Origin of the sequence: Agromyces ramosus, from assembly GCF_030817175.1 — a bacterium.
GTDB classification, from domain to species: domain Bacteria; phylum Actinomycetota; class Actinomycetes; order Actinomycetales; family Microbacteriaceae; genus Agromyces; species Agromyces ramosus_A.
The window spans coordinates 2,553,597-2,570,217 of the sequence record NZ_JAUSYY010000001.1 but is presented as its reverse complement, the minus strand read 5'-3'; the positions used below and the strand labels follow the sequence as shown (position 1 = coordinate 2,570,217).

General features: G+C 67.4%; 12 protein-coding genes. 1 reads left to right on the top strand and 11 read right to left on the bottom strand.

Going from position 1 to position 16,621, the window contains the following annotated elements; genetic code table 11:
• Positions 1-10: 10 nt before the first annotated feature.
• The gene (locus QFZ26_RS12025) at positions 11-391 is read left to right on the top strand and encodes a glyoxalase superfamily protein (RefSeq protein WP_307042390.1); all 381 of its coding nucleotides are present in this window, start codon (positions 11-13) and stop codon (positions 389-391) included.
• A gap of 198 nt (positions 392-589) precedes the next feature.
• Here the strand turns inward: QFZ26_RS12025 and QFZ26_RS12020 are convergent, their stop codons facing one another.
• The 11 genes from QFZ26_RS12020 to QFZ26_RS11970 form a co-directional block, all read right to left on the bottom strand.
• Positions 590-1,645 carry an ABC transporter permease gene (locus QFZ26_RS12020; protein WP_307042388.1) on the bottom strand — a complete coding sequence of 352 codons (1,056 nt, stop codon included), beginning with the start codon at positions 1,643-1,645 and terminating at the stop codon, positions 590-592.
• Positions 1,642-2,736 (bottom strand): ABC transporter permease, encoded by a 1,095-nt coding sequence (locus QFZ26_RS12015; RefSeq protein ID WP_307042386.1) that lies wholly within the window; start codon positions 2,734-2,736, stop codon positions 1,642-1,644. The genes QFZ26_RS12020 and QFZ26_RS12015 overlap by 4 nt, the downstream gene beginning before the upstream one ends.
• Positions 2,733-4,379: a sugar ABC transporter ATP-binding protein gene (locus QFZ26_RS12010; RefSeq protein WP_307042383.1), complete on the bottom strand. Its 1,647-nt coding sequence runs from the start codon at positions 4,377-4,379 to the stop codon at positions 2,733-2,735. The genes QFZ26_RS12015 and QFZ26_RS12010 overlap by 4 nt, the downstream gene beginning before the upstream one ends.
• Before the next feature lie 129 nt (positions 4,380-4,508).
• Positions 4,509-5,510 (bottom strand): ABC transporter substrate-binding protein, encoded by a 1,002-nt coding sequence (locus QFZ26_RS12005; RefSeq protein ID WP_307042382.1) that lies wholly within the window; start codon positions 5,508-5,510, stop codon positions 4,509-4,511.
• A 190-nt stretch (positions 5,511-5,700) separates the two neighbouring features.
• Positions 5,701-7,245: a sugar ABC transporter ATP-binding protein gene (locus tag QFZ26_RS12000; RefSeq protein WP_307042380.1), complete on the bottom strand. Its 1,545-nt coding sequence runs from the start codon at positions 7,243-7,245 to the stop codon at positions 5,701-5,703.
• Positions 7,242-8,270 carry a LacI family DNA-binding transcriptional regulator gene (locus QFZ26_RS11995; RefSeq protein ID WP_307042378.1) on the bottom strand — a complete coding sequence of 343 codons (1,029 nt, stop codon included), beginning with the start codon at positions 8,268-8,270 and terminating at the stop codon, positions 7,242-7,244. The genes QFZ26_RS12000 and QFZ26_RS11995 overlap by 4 nt, the downstream gene beginning before the upstream one ends.
• A 97-nt stretch (positions 8,271-8,367) precedes the next feature.
• Positions 8,368-8,700, bottom strand: a complete 333-nt coding sequence (locus QFZ26_RS11990) for a hypothetical protein (protein WP_307042375.1) — start codon at positions 8,698-8,700, stop codon at positions 8,368-8,370.
• Positions 8,701-8,800: 100 nt separating this feature from the next.
• On the bottom strand, positions 8,801-11,152 hold the full coding sequence (locus tag QFZ26_RS11985) for a family 43 glycosylhydrolase (protein WP_307042373.1): 2,352 nt from the start codon (positions 11,150-11,152) through the stop codon (positions 8,801-8,803).
• 185 nt (positions 11,153-11,337) lie between these two features.
• The gene (locus QFZ26_RS11980) at positions 11,338-14,271 is read right to left on the bottom strand and encodes a carbohydrate binding domain-containing protein (RefSeq protein WP_307042372.1); all 2,934 of its coding nucleotides are present in this window, start codon (positions 14,269-14,271) and stop codon (positions 11,338-11,340) included.
• A gap of 41 nt (positions 14,272-14,312) precedes the next feature.
• The gene (locus QFZ26_RS11975; protein ID WP_307042370.1) at positions 14,313-15,356 is read right to left on the bottom strand and encodes a hypothetical protein; all 1,044 of its coding nucleotides are present in this window, start codon (positions 15,354-15,356) and stop codon (positions 14,313-14,315) included.
• 86 nt (positions 15,357-15,442) lie between these two features.
• Positions 15,443-16,072 (bottom strand): hypothetical protein, encoded by a 630-nt coding sequence (locus QFZ26_RS11970; RefSeq protein WP_307042368.1) that lies wholly within the window; start codon positions 16,070-16,072, stop codon positions 15,443-15,445.
• Positions 16,073-16,621 lie beyond the last annotated feature (549 nt).

The window sequence follows — 16,621 nt, the reverse complement described above, 5'->3', positions numbered from 1 at the left end:
GGAGACACCAATGGACTGGAAGATCGAGCTCATCTTCGTGCCCGTCACCGACGTCGACCGCGCGAAGGAGTTCTACGTCGAGAAGCTCGGCTTCAACGCCGACCACGACCAGCGCGTCAACGAGAACCTCCGCTTCGTGCAGTTGACCCCGCCCGGCTCGGCGTGCTCGATCGCGATCGGCGAGGGGCTCGGCAGTGCGATCGAGCCGGGAACGCTCGATGTCATCCAGGTCGTCATCCCCGACGCCGACGCCGTGCTCGCCGAGCTCCGCGCCAAGGGCGTCGAGGCCGAGGGGGTCGACGAGCAGGCGTGGGGCCGGTTCATCACACTGAAGGACCCCGACGGCAACCGCTGGACCCTGCAGCAGCTGCCCGACTACTCGGCGGCGTAGCCGAGGCCGGAGCAGGACCCAGAGATGGCTTGCAGCCCGCTCGCGACGGCGGGCGCCGGCGCCGGCGCCGACGCGGCGCAGTTCGCCCGCGCATACTGATGGGGTCGCACACCTCGCGTGTGAACGACGAAGGGCGGATGCCTCGAGGCATCCGGCCCTTCACTGTGCCGGCCGTCGTGACGACGCGGAGCCCGGCGGCTAAGTATGCCGCTTCGACGTAACCGCGCGCTGCAACAGCACGAAGACCAGCAGGATGCCACCGGTGATGATCGTCGTCATCTCGGGCGGAATGCCGCCGTCGCGCGTGATCAGCACGTTCATGAGGCCGAGCACGAGCGCGCCGACCACTGAACCGAGCACGTAGCCGTAACCGCCGGTCAGCAGCGTGCCGCCGATCACGGTCGCGGCGATGGCGTCGAGCTCCCAGCCGATGCCGGTGATGTTCTGCGCGATACCGAGACGCGAGGTGTAGACGACGGCGGCGAGGCCCGCGAGCGTGCCGCTGATGACGTACACCAGCACCTTCGTGCGCGGCACTGCGAGGCCCATGAGCGCCGAGGAGCTCTCGGAGCCGCCGATCGCGTACACCGTTCGGCCCGTGCGAGTGCGGTGCAGAAGGAAGAACGCGACGAGCACCACCACGAGGGCGATGATCACCCCCGGCGTCACGACGACGTCGTTGACCTTCTCGCCGTCGATCACCTTGAACTGCTCGCCGAGCCAGAGGATCGGCGAATCGTCGGCGAGGCGCTCGGGTTGCGTGCTGAGCAGCGCCGCGAGTCCTCGGCCGAGGAACATCATGGCAAGCGTCGCGATGAACGGCTGCACGTTGAAGTACTGGATCAGGATGCCGCTGGCGAGGCCGAACGCCGTGCCGATGAGCACCATCAGCAGCATCACGAGCCACGGACTCCAGCCGGCGTTCGCGAGCATCACGCCGGCGACGCTCGAGAGCGCGATGACCGAGCCCACCGAGAGGTCGATGCCGCCGGTGAGGATCACGAACGTCATCCCGACCGCAAGGATGATCAGGTGCGCGTTGTTGATGAGCAGGTTCGACAGCGTGTTGTACTGCACAATGCGGCCGTAGGCCACTTCGCCATAGATCACCATGCCGACGAAGATCACGATCGCCGCAACGGTCGGCAGCACCGACGGGTTCGAGGAAACGACCCGCTTCACCCGCTCGACGAGCTTCGAGACTGCGGATGCCTCGGCCGACGAGTCGACCCGCGGGGTCTGCACGGCGGTCATGCCGTCACCTCCTGGTTCTCCTGCTTCACCGGAGCCAGGCTCGATGTCATCCGCCCCTGCGGGGGCTTGCGGCGTTGCACGAACCAGCTGCGAACCCGTTCGGACTGCAGGAGGCACAGCACGACGATCACGATCGCCTTGAACGCCGGGGTGGCCGACGACGAGATGCCGAGGAAGACGATGGTCTTGTCGAGGGTGGCGATGAGCAGGGCACCGACGACGGCGCCGCCGATCGAGAACTTGCCCCCCGAGAGCGAAGTGCCGCCGATGACGACCGCGAGGATCGCGTCGAGCTCCATCTGATAGCCCGTACGAGAGACGTCGACCGTCATCACCGTGCCGACCGACATGATGCCGGCGACGCCCGCGAGCACGGCGCTGAGGATGTACACCGTGAGCAGCAGTCCGCTCGGCCTGATGCCCGCCATGCGGCTCGCCTTCGGATTGATGCCGATCGCCTCGATCATGAGTCCGAGTGCGCTGCGGCGCACGACCAGGCCGACGACGATCACGATGGCGATCGCGAAGAGGAACACCACGGGAACGCCGACGAGGAAGCCGTTTGCGATCCAGCGGAACGCCTCGTTCGAGGCGGAGGTGTTCTGGCCCTCGGTGATCACCTTCGCGATGCCGCGACCCGCGAGCATCATGATGAGGGTGCTGATGAACGGTTGCAGACCGACGTAGGCGACCAGCACCCCGTTGACAGCACCGAGCACCGCACTGACGAGCAGGGCGAGCCCCATCGCCCCGAGCGCGACGCCGAGCGAACCCGACTGGCCGGCGTCCTTCATGACCACCATCGACACCGCGCCCGAGACCGCCATCACCGAGCCGACCGAGAGGTCGATGCCGCCGGTTGCGATGACGAGCGACATGCCGACCGCGATCATCAGGATCGGCGCCGACGCGCGCAGGATGTCGATCAGGTTGCCGACCAGGTTGCCGTTCGTCGGATTGACCGAGAACGCGAGGTAGTTCGGGTCCTTGACCACGTTGAGGGCGAGCAGCGCGACGATCGCGATGAGCCCCCAGAAGAACGGCTTGCGGATGAGCTCGCGCAGCCAAGACGATCGAGCAGCGGTGCTCATGATTCCTCCTCCGTCGCAGCGAACGCGGGCGCGGTCGCGTGCGGGGCCCCGGTCGGGTGCGATGTATCAGTCGGGTGTTGAGCCTCGGCACTTATGATGCCATTCTCGACCGCTGCCTCGACGCCGTGCGCGGCGATGACGTCGACGACCTGCTGGGCGGTGACCTCGGGGCCGTTCACGATCTCGCCGATCTTCTGGTGGTCCTTCAGGACGATGATGCGCTCGCTGAGCCGAACGACCTCCTCCAGTTCGGAGGAGATGAAGACGACCGAGACGCCGTCCTCGGCGAGCTCTGCGACCGCCTCCTGGATCTCGGCCTTCGCGCCGACGTCGATGCCGCGCGTCGGCTCGTCGAGGATCAGCAGCTCTGGCTTCGTCGCCAGCCACCGGCCGAGCAGCACCTTCTGCTGGTTGCCGCCCGACAGGTTCCTGATCAGCCGATTCGGGTCGGCGGGCCGCACGTTGAGCGCGGTGATGTATTTCTCCACGAGTTCGTCCTGCTCTTTGCGCGGGATGGGTCGGGCCCATCCGCGCTCGGCCTGCACCGCGAGGATCATGTTCTCTCGAACGGTCAGGTCGCCGATGATGCCCTCGTCGCGACGGTTCTCGGTCGAGAACGCGATGCGCTTGCCGAGGCCGTCGGCCGGGCTCTTGATGTCGGCGCGCGCGCCGTGCAGCGTGATCTCGCCCTCGTCGGTGCGGTCGGCGCCGTAGAGCAGGCGCGCGAGCTCGGTGCGGCCCGAGCCGAGCAGGCCGGCGAAGCCGATCACCTCGCCGCGGTGGATGTCGAGATCGGTAGGCTCGATGGAGCCGCGACGGCCGATGCCCTTCGCCGAGAACAGCGGCTCTTCGGCGGCGTAGTCGCGCTCCTCGGCGCGGCGGTTACCGCCGAGCGACGAGAGCGTGCTGAGGTCTTTGCCGATCATCTTGGAGATCAGCCCGTGGCGGTCGAGTTCGCGCGTGAGGTACTCGCCCTCGTAGCGGCCGTTGCGCAGGATGGTCAGGCGGTCACTGATGGCGTAGACCTGGTCGAGGAAGTGCGAGACGAACAGGATGGCGACGCCCTGTTCGCGGAGCGACCGCATGACCTGGAAGAGCCCCTCGACCTCGGCGGCATCGAGGCTCGAGGTCGGCTCGTCGAGGATGAGCACCTTCGCCTTGATCGCCATCGCGCGACTGATCGCGACGAGCTGCTGCATCGCGATCGAGAGCGTCGAGAGCAGCCTGTGCGTGTCGAGATACTCGAGCCCGAGCCGGGCGAGAGCGTCGGTGGCGGCCTCGTGGGTGGCCCGCCAATTCACGCCGAACGCGCCTCGAACCTCGTGGCCGAGCATCACGTTCTCGCCGATGGTGAGGTTGGTGACGAGGTTGACCTCTTGATAGACCGTCGAGATGCCGGCGCTCTGCGCGTCGCGCGTGCCGTGGAGTTGCCGCTCCTGGCCCGCGACGACGATCGAGCCGCCGTCGATATTGTAGACGCCGGTGAGGGCCTTGATCAGCGTCGACTTGCCCGCGCCGTTCTCGCCCATCAGCGCATGGACCTCGCCTGGGAAGAGGCGGAAGTCCACGCCGTCCAGTGCTTTGACGCCCGGGAACTCGACGGAGATGTCGCTCATCTCCACGATGGGCAGTGCTTCACTCATGACAATCGCATTCTGTCCTCCGATCACGTCTTGCGATCGGCCGTTGGATATGACGGTGCGGGACCGCTGTGGGAGCCGGCCCCGCATCGCAGGTGCTGTTCGCCGCAGCGTGCCGCGGCGACGTGACCGTCAGTATTGGCGGTCGGCGAGCACGGCCTGCGCCGCCTCGGCGGAGTCGAACTCCTCGCTCGGCACGATGATGTAGGACTCCACGGACTCGCCATCGAGAGTCTTCTTCACGACGTCGAGCGCAGTTTCGCCGAACAGCGGGTTGTACTCGTGCACGTAGCTGAGCTGGCCGGCGGCAAGGGCCTCCATCGCGGCGAGCGTGCCGTCGATCGTGGCGATCTTGACGTCGACGCCCGGCGTGAGACCGGCCTCCTCGACCGCCTGCGCGGCGCCGAGACCCATCTCGTCGTTCTGCGCGAAGATCAGCTGGATGTTGTTGCCGTTCGCCTTGAGCAACGTCTCGGTGACGCTCTTGCCCTCTTCGGCCGACCAGTTCGCGGTCTGCGCGGCGACCTCGACGAGCTTCGAGCCGTCGACCGAGGCATCCCAGCCCTCATTGCGCTCGTTCACCACGCCGACGCCCGCCGGGCCCTCGAGGGTGATGTAGTTGCCGCCGCCGGGAAGCTGCTCGACGGCCCACGCGCCGACCTCCTTCGCAACCTCGACGTTGTCGGGCGCGATGCGGGTGACGTAGAGGCTGTCGTCGTCGGGCTCGATGCCGCGGTCCAGCAGGATCACGGGGATCTCCGCCTCCTGCGCACGCTCGAGCGAGCTTTCCCAGCCGGATGCCTCGGTGGCAGAGAGCAGGATGACGTCGACGCCCTCGTCGACGAACGACGTGAACGCGTCGATCTGCGACTTCTGGTCGAGGTTCGTGGCTGGCGCGTACTTCAGCTCGAAGCCGGCGTCCTCGGTGAACGTCTCCTGGACGTTCTTCTCGTTGGCCTCTCGCCACGCACCCTCGGGACCGACCGCCACGAACCCGACGGTGGTGAGGTCGCCGTCACCCTCGCCGGCTGACGCGCCGTCACCGCCGCCGCTCGAGCACGCGGCGAGGCTGATGCTGATCGCGCCGACGGCCGCCAGGCCGACGAACTTCGCGAATCGCCTCTGAACTGACATGAGATCTCCTCCTTGAGATCCGGCACGGTTGCGCCGGCATTGGTCCGCTCCGCGGACTTCTGGTGATTGCAGAGCACTCGATGCGTGCCGCACGGGCGATGTTACCGGGAACAAAGTCTGCAAAGCAAGCAAAACTGTTCCCGGAAACATAACATTCCAGAAACGTCGCTGAGCGTCCCCGGACGAGGGACTACGCGTCGTCCTCGTCGTCGGCCGCGATCATCTCGATGATCGTGTCGACGCTGAGCCCCGGGCCGTTGCTCACCTCGCCGATCTTTCGGCGGTCCTTGAAGATCGCGATGCGGTCGCTCAAACGCACGACCTCGTCGAACTCGGAGGAGATGAAGACGACGGCCACCCCATCGCGGGCCATCTCGGCCACCCGCGCCTGGATCTCGACCTTCGCCGCGATGTCGACGCCGCGCGTCGGCTCGTCGAGCACGATCACATGCGGCCTCGTGGCGAGCCACCTCGCGAGCAGGACCTTCTGCTGATTCCCCCCGGAGAGCTGGCGCGCCGGGGCATCGGGACCGGGCGCGACGATGAGGAGCGACTCCGTGAAGCGTTCGACGAGCGCATCGCCCTCGGCGCGGGAGATCGGCCTCGCCCACCCGCGGATGCCCTGCAGTGCCAGGATGATGTTGTCGCGCACGCTCAGCTCATCGATGATGCCGCCGTCGCGGCGATCCTCGCTCGCGAAGGCGATGCGGCGTCGCAGCGCCGCCGCAGGGTTGCGCAGTGCGACGTCGCGGCCGTCGATGCGGATCGTGCCCGAGTCGCGGCGCGCGACGCCCGCGAGCAATTGGCCGAGCTCGCTCCGCCCCGAGCCGCGCAGGCCGCCGAAGCCGACCACTTCGCCGCGGTGCAACTCGAGGTCGGTCGCCTCGAACTCGCCGCGTCGACCGACGCCGATCGCCCGGTAGACGGGCTCCCCCGTCGGGTCAGCGCGGTGGGCACGCCGCTCGGACCCGATACGGCGCAGTTCGGTCAGATCCTTGCCGATCATCTTCGCGATGAGCACGGCACGATCGAGTTCCCGAGTCGAGTACTCGCCCTGCCCTACGCCGTCGCGCAGCACAGTGATGCGATCACTGATCGCGTAGACCTGTTCGAGGAAGTGCGAGACGAAGAGGATCGCAATGCCATGGTCGCGCAGCCTCCGCAGCGCACGGAAGAGGGTGGCCACCTCGTCGGCGTCGAGGCTCGACGTCGGTTCGTCGAGGACGAGCACCTTTGGGTGGGTGACCATCGCCCGCGCGATGGCGACCAGCTGCTGGATCGCGGGCGGGAGCGTCGACACCGCCTGTCGCGGATCGAGGTGGCCGAGCCCGAGCTCGTCGAGCGCGGCGACGGCCCTTCGCCTGGTCGGAGCCCACGAGATGCCGTACCAGCGGCGCTCCTCGTGACCAATCATCACGTTCTCGGCGATCGACAGGTTGCCGCACAGGTCGACATCCTGGAACGCGGCCGCAATGCCCGCCGCCTCGGCCGCTGCCGGGCCGGAGAGCACGACCGGTTCCCCGTCGATCCTGACCACGCCGCGGTCGATGCGGTACGCGCCCGTGAGCGCCTTCACGAGAGAGGACTTGCCCGCACCGTTGCCGCCCATGAGGGCGTGGACCTCCCCCGCGAACAGTCGCAGGTCGATGTCGTGCAGCACGGTGGTGCCGTCGATCTCGACGGTGATGCCCGTCATTTCGACGACCGGCCGCGTCGAGGCGTCCTTCGCGGTCATGATGCCCTCGGCGGCGCGGTCGACGAGCGGATGACGAGTTCGCTCGGGATCTTCGAGCGCTGCGGGATCTCGCGCCCCTCGAGTGCCGCGCGCAGCACCTCCATCGCCTTGATGCCGAGCGCGTAGAAGTCCTGCCTGACCGTCGTGAGGGGCGGGATGAAGTGCCGCGACAGCGGCAGGTCGTCGAACCCGACGATGCTGACGTCATCGGGCACCCGGATGCCGCGATCGTGGAAGCCGTGCACGATGCCCAAAGCCATATCGTCGTTCGCCACGAACATCGCCGTGTACTCGGGCAAGCCCTTGAGGCCCATCGCGTAGTCGTAGCCGAAGTCGGCGGTCCAGTCGCCGACGACGATCGGCCGCGCCTTCAGTCCCCACTGCTCGATGCGCGTGTGGAACGCGCGCTCCCGGCCACGGGCGTCGAGCCAGTCGAGCGGCCCCGCCAGGTGCAGGATGTCGCGGTGGCCGAGCGACACCAGATGGTCGACTGCGAGCGTCGTGCCGAGCTGCTGGTCGACGCTGACGGTGAGGAAGTTCGGGTCCTTCGCGGCCTTGACTACGAGCACGGGCACGTCGATCGAGATGCGGCGCAGCGCCGACACCAACGAGGAGCGCGGGGCCACGATGCAGAGGGCATCCACACCCTCGGCGATGAGATGGCCCGCCGCCCCCTCGGGCGTGAGGCTCACGTCATCCTGCATCGCCACGGACGCCACCGAGTAGCCGCTCGATCGCGCGGCGAGCTCGAAGCCGCGGAGCGTGCTGGTCGGGCCGAACTCGACCGAGCTGTCGACGATGACGCCGATGCGCTGGGTGCGCTGCGTCGCGAGCGCCCGTGCCGCGCTGTTCGGCTTGAAGTCGAGCTCTTGAATGACGTCGAGGACGCGCTGGCGGGTGGCCGGCCGAATGTTCGGGTGCCCGTTCAGCACGCGCGAGACGGTCATGTGCGACACCCCGGCAAGCGCGGCGACTTCGCGGATGCCGAGCTTCTCGGGGCGCTCCCCGGTCTCGATGTCGCTCACCACCGAACTCCTGCCTTGCGGAACCCTCGCCGCTGATTCGTCCCCGGGCGCGGACGCGCCGTATTCGAGCGCGCACCGGCGCGCCGACGGCACCAGCCTATTCGTTCGACCCCTGAATCGACGCGCCGGCGGGGCGGGGCGCGCACCAGTCGCGCGGCGTCGCCTTCTTGGCTTGTCCTGGCGGCAGCGTCGCCTTCTTGGCTTGCCCCCGTGGCAGGATGAGCTTCTTGGCGAGGCCCGGCGGCAGCGTCGGGGTGCCCAGGGCGTCGCAGCGGCAGGGCGGCCGCACGTCGGCGCAGTCGGCGCGGGGTTCGATGAGAACGCCGATCTCGATGTCCGCCCCGTCATCGACCGGTTCGGCCGCAGCCTGGGCAGGGAGCCCCCCGACGAACAGCCCGAGCAGGACGACTGCAGCGATGGTGCGGGTCATTCGCTTCTCCCTACTCCTTCATGTCCATTGTCGGTCGTGCACGCCGGCCGGTCGAGATCGAGGGTGGTGGGACCGCCGGTGGCGACCCCACCACCCGCGTTCAGCCGCAGGACCGTGCGTTGTACGGCGCGTCGTGCGACGCCGTCACCAGCTCGTCCTCGATGGTCGCCGCGGCATCGATGGATGCCACGCCCGCCGGCACGCTCGTCAGACGCGTCGTGAACGCGTGGGCCACGCTCTTGCCCGGAGCGAGCGATGCGAACGACTTGGTGCCGAACGACGACTCGATGACGAGCGAGACCGGCACGTCCTCGTGGTTCGTCGCCTGCACCGTCACGACCGCCTTGCCGGCGACGCAACGGGTGCCGGCCGTCACCGCGACGTCGAGCGACGGAGCCGCCTCGCCCTCGGTGAACGCCAAGGTGTCGAGCTCGAACAAGTCGCCAGTGGCACCGCTGTACGTGAAGTAGACGTCGTGCGTGCCCGTCGCCCCCTCGAGGTCGGCGGTCACCTCCGCCCACGCACCGGTTGCACCGTCGACGTCGATCGTGCCCACCACGGGCCCGTCGGCGGAGTCCAGGCGCACCTGGATCGCGCCGCCGGCCTGAATGGGCTTGACCTTGGCCGTGACCGTTGCTGCGCCGTTCTCGCCGAACGCCACCGACGACAGGCCCGTCCAGTCCCCGGCGTCGATGTCCTTCACCACGAGGTTCGGGGCCGAGGCGCCGAACTCGGCGGATCCGCCATCGATCTTGGCCGTCGCGACGCCCTTCGTCCAGCCGAGGGTTTCGCCCTCGAACACGCGGTAGGGATCGAAGTCCCGCACCTGATCGACACCCGCGTAGGTGCCGACGACCTGGTTCACGGTGCCGTCCTCCTTGAAGGTCAGTTCCTGGATATGCGGGCTGCGATACCCCTGCGTGGTGTTGCCGTTGATGCGCTTGTTCAGGGTGGGGGCGTGATACGTGAAGTAGTACTTGCCCTCGTACTCGAACACCGACTGGTGGTTGTTGCCGCCAGTGCCGGCTCCGAAGAACTGCGACTGGTTCGGGAACATGACACCGGCGTACGCCTCCTTCGGCCACGACATCGGATCCTCCGACATCATGTAGCCGATCTGGCCACCGCCCGGGTATCCGGGCAGCGGCGTCTGACTGCCGCCGAAGTCCGTGCCGCCGAAGTGCGACGAGTAGGAGAGGTAGTACTTGTCGCCGCGCTTGAACACCTGTGCGGCTTCGAAGGCCACCGGTGCGTCCACAACCGCGGCCGTGCCCTCCGTCGAGATCATGTCATCGCCGAGCTCGATGACGCGGATGTTCTTCGGGTTGTTGAAGCGCTCCGCTGCCGGCATGCTCGTCGATGCGGGCCCGCCGCCGAAGAAGAGGTACTCCTCGCCGTCGTCGTCCACAAGTGGCGCCGGGTCGAAGAGCCAGGAGACACCCTGCGCGCCAGGAGTGCTGCCGTTGATCAGCGTGCTCGTGCGCTCGCTGGACCACGGGCCGGTCGGGCTCTCACCGGTGATCACGTTGCTCGAGCCGCCGCCGTTGGCATAGTAGAGGAAGTACTTCTCCTCGCCGTTGACGACCTGCTTTGCCATCCCGGGCGCCCACGAGTTGTTCGTGAACGGTGCGACGCCGTTCGGCCCGGCGACCTGAATCTCACCGTGGTCCACCCAGTTCACCATGTCCGTCGTGGAGATCAGGGTGATCTGGTTGATGTTGCCGTAGTTGATCGACGGCGAGACACCGGTGGTCGGATTCGGCGCGTATCCCTGCGTGTCATTCGTCATGTACATGTACACGCGACCGTTGTCGACGAACCCGAATCCGTCGGCGCCGAACTTGTGGCCGATCAGGGGGTTGTGCTCGCCGGGGAGCTTGCCCGCGACCTCGATGGTCTTCGATGGCGGCGGAGGCGGCGGCGCGCCGATCACCGAGACGTCGTCGAGCTTGAAGTCCATCAGGTGCGTGTCGGGCGCCGTCGACGGAGTCTGGGTCCACGGCGTCTCGAAGAAGAGCCGGGCGGTTGCCACGCTCTGCCCGGCCGGGATGGTGAACGTGCCGTTGAAGTACGCCCACTCCCCCTTCGTCGCCGTGACGCTCACCAGGTTCGTGTACGTGCTCCCGCCGTAGTGCATGGTGGCGAAGAACTGTTTCGTCGCGGGCCCGTTCGCGTTCTCATACTTGATCCTGCCCTTGAGCGCGTAGGTCTGCCCTGCGGTCACCTTGCCCGTCAGGTCCTGCATGGGACCCGATCCGGTCGTGGTGCGACCGGTCACGATGCCCGCGCTCGTACCTGAGTACGCATCGGTCGTCGTGGCGAGAGTTCCGCCGTCCGCCCCGTTGCCGTTGTTCACGATCCAGTTGGTCGTGCCGTTCTCGAAGCCGCCGTTCAGCACGAGCTCTTCATCGGCGGCGTACGATGTCGTCGTCGCAGCGAATGATGCGGTCATCAACGCCGCCAGGGCGAGACCGGCCATGGTCCGCCTCGGCACGCGTCTGCGCCGTTCCTGTTGCAGTTCCACGAATCCTCCTTGATTGATGTGTCGTGGGACGTTGGAGCCCCGGTCCCGAGGTCAGCCTCGGGACCGGGTTCCGAGCGGCACGGACCCGGGGCCACCGGGTCCGACCGCCCAGATCAATTGCACGCGCGGGCCGGGTACCCGGCCTCGCTCTCCATCGAGACGGATTCCCCGTCGATGGTCGCCGAGAACTGAGCGGATGCCGCTCCCGCGGGCACGCTCGGCAGGCGGGTCGTGAACGCATGCACCGCGTTCTTGCCGGGGGCGATCGACGCGAAGGACTTGCTGCCGTACGGCGTCTCGAAGGCGATCGAGATCGGCACCTCCTCCGCGTTGGTCGCGTGCACCGTGATGACCGCCTTTCCGGCCACGCAACGGGTGCCGGCTGTCAGCTCGACATCGAGAGACGGCGAGGGCGCCTTCAGCGTTCCGAGGCGGGCCAGGTGGTAGCTCAGCGCGCGCTCGGGGGCGTCGATCTGGTTCTGCGTTCCGACTGCTGCGGCCGCGACCGTTCGTGCTTCGGCGAGCGCATCGAGCATCGCCGCCCATTCCTCGACGGGGTAGTCATTGGAATCGAGTGCCTCGGCGTGTGCGATCGCGGCGTCCAGCTCGCCCTCGTCGAGTGGCTGGTTCTGCGATGTCAGCGTGTCGCTCAGCAGGAAGCGGTCGAAGTCGACGTGGCCGCCGGCCTGCTGTGTCGCGTAGTTGAACAGTCCGACCCGGTGTCCCATGAAGTGCGTCAGCCCTCCGTCGAGCCGGAGCGGCCCGACGGCGTCGCCGAACGTGGTCCATTCGATCCCGTCGAGACTGTAGGAGAAGGTCGTGAAGAGCTGGCCCGGAGTCCGGGCGAAGTCCAGATCCGCCTTGAGGTGGACCTCCGAGGCGTTGTCGAGTGCGGCCGTCCGGCCCGGCAGGAAGCTCTCGATCGCCGCCTGGTCGATGGACGAGGCGAAGGGCTGCCCGCGATGGACGACGCCCACCGTGTTCGTGCCGTTCACGCGCTTCACCGCGACGTACGAGAAATCACGGTTGTACGCAGCGAGGCCGGCAACGTCCCCGTCCTTCATCCCGGAGATGTCGAGCTTGGTCTCAACCGACTGCCGCGGTCCGAAAGTGCGTTGCGACAGCGTGTTGCGCGCCTCCTCGAGCCAGGTGAGTTCACCGCCCGCGTTGCGGTGCGAGTACGCCCCGGTCACGACCTTGCCGGTCGTCATGCGCAACCACCCGTCCCGATCGGTGAGCGACCAGTAGCGGTTGTCGGGCGCGTGATTCCACTCCCAGACGAGGTCGAGGTTCGACCCGTTCGGGGCGACTTCGTCGGGATGAGCGACCTCCGTGGTGACCGGGCGCCCGATCAGCGACGCATCGTCGACCTTGAAGTCCATCAGGTGAGTGTCGGGCGCGGACGACGGCGTACTCGTCCACGGCGTCTCGATGAAGATGCGCACGTCGGAAAGAGCCTGCGACGCCGGGATCGTGAAGGTTCCCGACACCTTGCCCCAGCTCCCACGCGTCAATGTGGTCGCGGAAGACAGGTTGGTGTAGGTCGTGCTGCTGCCGCCGTAGCGAGCGGTGATGTAGAACTGCTTGGTCGCAGGGCTGGCAGGGTTCTCGTACTTGACCCACGCGGAGACGTCATACGTGACGCCGTGCTGCACCTTGCCGGTGACGCTCTGCGCCGGCCCTGATCCGGTGGTGGTCCGCCCGGTGACCGCGATGGCCGACGAGCCGGTGCGCGCATCGGTCGTCGTCGAGAGGGTCGCGGTGTCGTTGACCATCCATCCGCCGGTGGTTCCGGACTCGGCACCAGGATTGCCGAACAGTTCGACGCCGATCAGCGACTGGTCGAGCACCGGGGGCGTGGGGATCGTCCACTGTTCGTCTTGGTACGACCGATGCGGCGCATCGTTGTCGAACTCGTCCGAGCCGACGATGCTCTTGAGCCGCTCGAAGCGCTCCTGCTCCGGCGTGAGCTCGATCGGCTTCTCGAAGACTCCGTTGACCGGCACCGCGCCGTTGTTGCCGAACGTGGGCCATCCGTCGCTCCAGGTCGCCGGGATCAACGCCGGAATACGACCGATCGGGAACGTGTCGCGGAAGAAGAAGCCATGCCAGTCGTCCGTACCGTCGTCGTCGGCGATCGGCACCAGGCTGCCCTGCGCGAATCCGTTCGAGTTCAGGACGCCGCGAGACTCATAGGGCGTCGGGGAACCGGCGAGGCGGCCCAGCAGCTCGGTCGACCGGAACATGGCGACCTGGCGACCGCTGCTCGGCCAGGTGATCATCACGACGTAGTAGTACCCGTCGATGTAGAACGCCTGGGCGCCCTCGAAGAGCCCGCTGCTGCCGACATATGGTTGGCTCGCGTAGTCGCTGCGCTGGATGAAGTTCGGATAGTCCTGCTCGATCGCGGTCAGGGTCGGGTTCAGCCGCACCGCACTGACGCCGCCGTAGATGATGTATGGGGTTCCACCGTTGGCGTCGTCAAAGAACAGCGACGGATCGTGAAGGCTCCGGCCGAGCGCCGTCCTCGTCCATGCGCCGTTCTCGATGTCGTCGGTGCGGTAGATGTAGGCGCCACCGAGGTTCAGGGAGTTGACGAGCACGTAGAAGGTACCGTCGTGGTACCGCAAGGAGGACGCCCACTGGCCTTGCCCGTAGGAGTTCGATCCGTTGCGCAACGAGTACGCGTCGCTGATGCTGAGCCGGTCGAACGCGTAGTTCACAATCTCCCAGTTCACGAGGTCGTACGACTTCATGATCGGAGCGCCGGGGCTCAGCTGCATCGTGGTGCTGATCATGTAGTAGATGTCGCGGCCCTCGTCGTTCTCCGACGCAGGCACGCGGTCGACGCTCACATCGGGCACGTCGGCGTTCAGCTGCGGAACCGAGTAGGTACCGTCGCCGTTGTCCGTCGTCGTATACGACGACTCGGGGTTCCACTCGTCGGCGGCCTGCGCGACGCTCGTCGTCGCGAAGAGGCCGACGCTGGCCAGCAGCGCCGCGGTGGCGAGTGAAACCGACCTGAGTGCGAACTTCGTTTGGAACACGCGTTCTCCTTTGATGCGTCAGCGAGAAAAGACCGTTCAGTTCATGCCGCGCGCTCGGGAACCGCGTCGCGACGACCTGCTTCGCGGGCCTGCCTGACCAGTTCTTCGATGCGACGGGTCGAGCGGTTGCGGCGCCAGAGCAGTGCCATGGCGATGAGGGTGAGTCCGGCGAGCACCAGCAGTTGCGGCCACGGAATCGCCCAGATGAACAGTGGTGTGGCCGCAGGCACGACCTCGGTCGACTGGCCGTCGGCAGTGGTGACGGATGGTGCGAGTGCGATCTCGCCCGGGAAGGCGAACAGCGGCCACACCTGGTCGACGACGAGCGAGAGAGTGTGACGCTCCTCCGGCAGGATCTCCTGCCCGCCCGCGCTCTCATCAGGGAACGGAACCTGCTGCCCGGCGAGAGCGAGCACCCCGCCCACCTCGAGACGCGTGTTGCCCTCGTTGACCACGTCGAACGAGACATCGATGCGGCCGGGTTCGAACGGATTCCACGAGGTGCGGTAGTCGGCGCGCACGTTCTGAGCCGAGAACGCCGGGGCGAGCTCGCCCGTGACGCGGGTCATCACACGGAATCCCACGCGGCTCTCCACACCGACCTCTGCGCCCTCGCCCTGTTTGAGCGACAGCACCGAGGCGGCGATGCCGGCGGCGTGATCGCCGGGCTCCACGTTCTCGGGAACCGAGATCGTGAAGGGAACGACGACGGTGCCGCCGGGTTCCACCGTGACACTCTCGGGCAGGGCGATCCAGGTGCCGGCGTCCACCGACTCCTGATCCGACGGCAGCATGTCGAAGCGCCCGTTGCGGGTGTAGAAGCCGTCGGCGGCCGCGACCCGGAACGAGACCGCCTCGGTGCCGAGGTTGCGCACCGCGAAATGATCGTCGATCGTCGCACCCGCGTCGAGCGAATGCTCGATGGCCACTCGGCCGTCGGGCCCGGATGCATCGGCCGGCGTGACCGACCACGACACCGCCGCGGCCTCATCGGCCCCAGCGGGGGTCGCGGTCACCGTGAGTGCGGCGACACCGGCGAGGGTCGCGAGTGCGGCGAGCGCGGTGCGGAGACGAGTTCTGTTCACGGCAAGTCCTGGTCGAAGGGGTGCGGTCGGTGCAGGTGGGGTCGGGTCGGCGATGTCGCGCCGACCCGACCGCCGGTGGAGCCGGGTCAGAGCGCGTCTTCGAACAGCGACAGCGTCAGCAGCGACGCATAGCCACCCGGAGCGACGTCGACCGGCGTCTTCAGCACGAGGGTCGCGCCGGCCGTCCACTGGCCGGAAGCCGCGGTCGAGCTCGCGGAGTCGAGCGAGAGGGCAAGCAGTTCCTCGCCGGTCAGGCCGACGTTGTTCGGCGCCGCATCGAGCGACGTCTTCACCTCGTCGCCCGCGGCGACCTCGCCGTTGCCCGTGGTCACGAGCGCGGGCGACCAGCCGAGGTGATCGGGGGTGATCGACGGCTGACCTGCCGCACCCACGAAGTCGCTCGCCTGGCCCGTCACGTACCAGAAGACGCCCGAGGGCACCTCGGTGCGCGTGTCGGTGACGGTGACGTTCGGCAGGGCGCCGGTGAACTGGCGGTATTCCGCCGTCGAGCCGGTCTCGGTCAGTGCCGTCTCGGTGTTCTCCACCGTCAGGCTCAGGGCACCGTTCTGCACCTCGGCGATGTCGACCCGCACATCGACGCCCGAGCTGCCTTCGGGGTCGGGATAGGCGGCGAACGCCGCCGTTCCGACTCCGACGAGCATGAGCCCGCCGAGCACGCCCGCGGCGCAGCGCGCCGCAGCACCTTTGCTGATCATGATTTCTCCAGTTCCTCGGACGGCGTCGGCCGAACCGAATCGGCGTGCAGCCAGGATGCTGACACGTTCGCTTTCAGGCTCGGAGCGCGACCGGGGCCGGCGTCCTTGCCGCGCGCGACTCCGGGGGGAGCCGTGCGTCGTCCCGCCATGTCGGCGGGAACAGCGTGGGGATGCAGGCCGACTGGACTGCATCGGTCGATGAGGAGTGCCTCACGGGTCGAGAACGCACGTTGCGGTGTGGCAGCGTGCGTCGACATTGACAGCTCCTCGGGCCTACGACTTCGGTGGCGGCGAATCCGGCGATCATGCGTTTGTTACCGGTAACGCCAGACCGTAGCACAGAGTCGCGAAGTCTCGCCAGCACATTCGACAGACGGGCACTTCGTCTCAGATCCTTGGTTTTCCGGCAATGTGTCCGGTAACATTCTCGCGGCCTGCCGTTCCTCGTCCGCCCCCCTCCCTCAATGGCGACTGCAAAGAGAACCATGCGCCCGTCTGCCGACAGTGACTTCACGGTCGAGTACACCGTGTCGAGCCAGACCGCAGCCA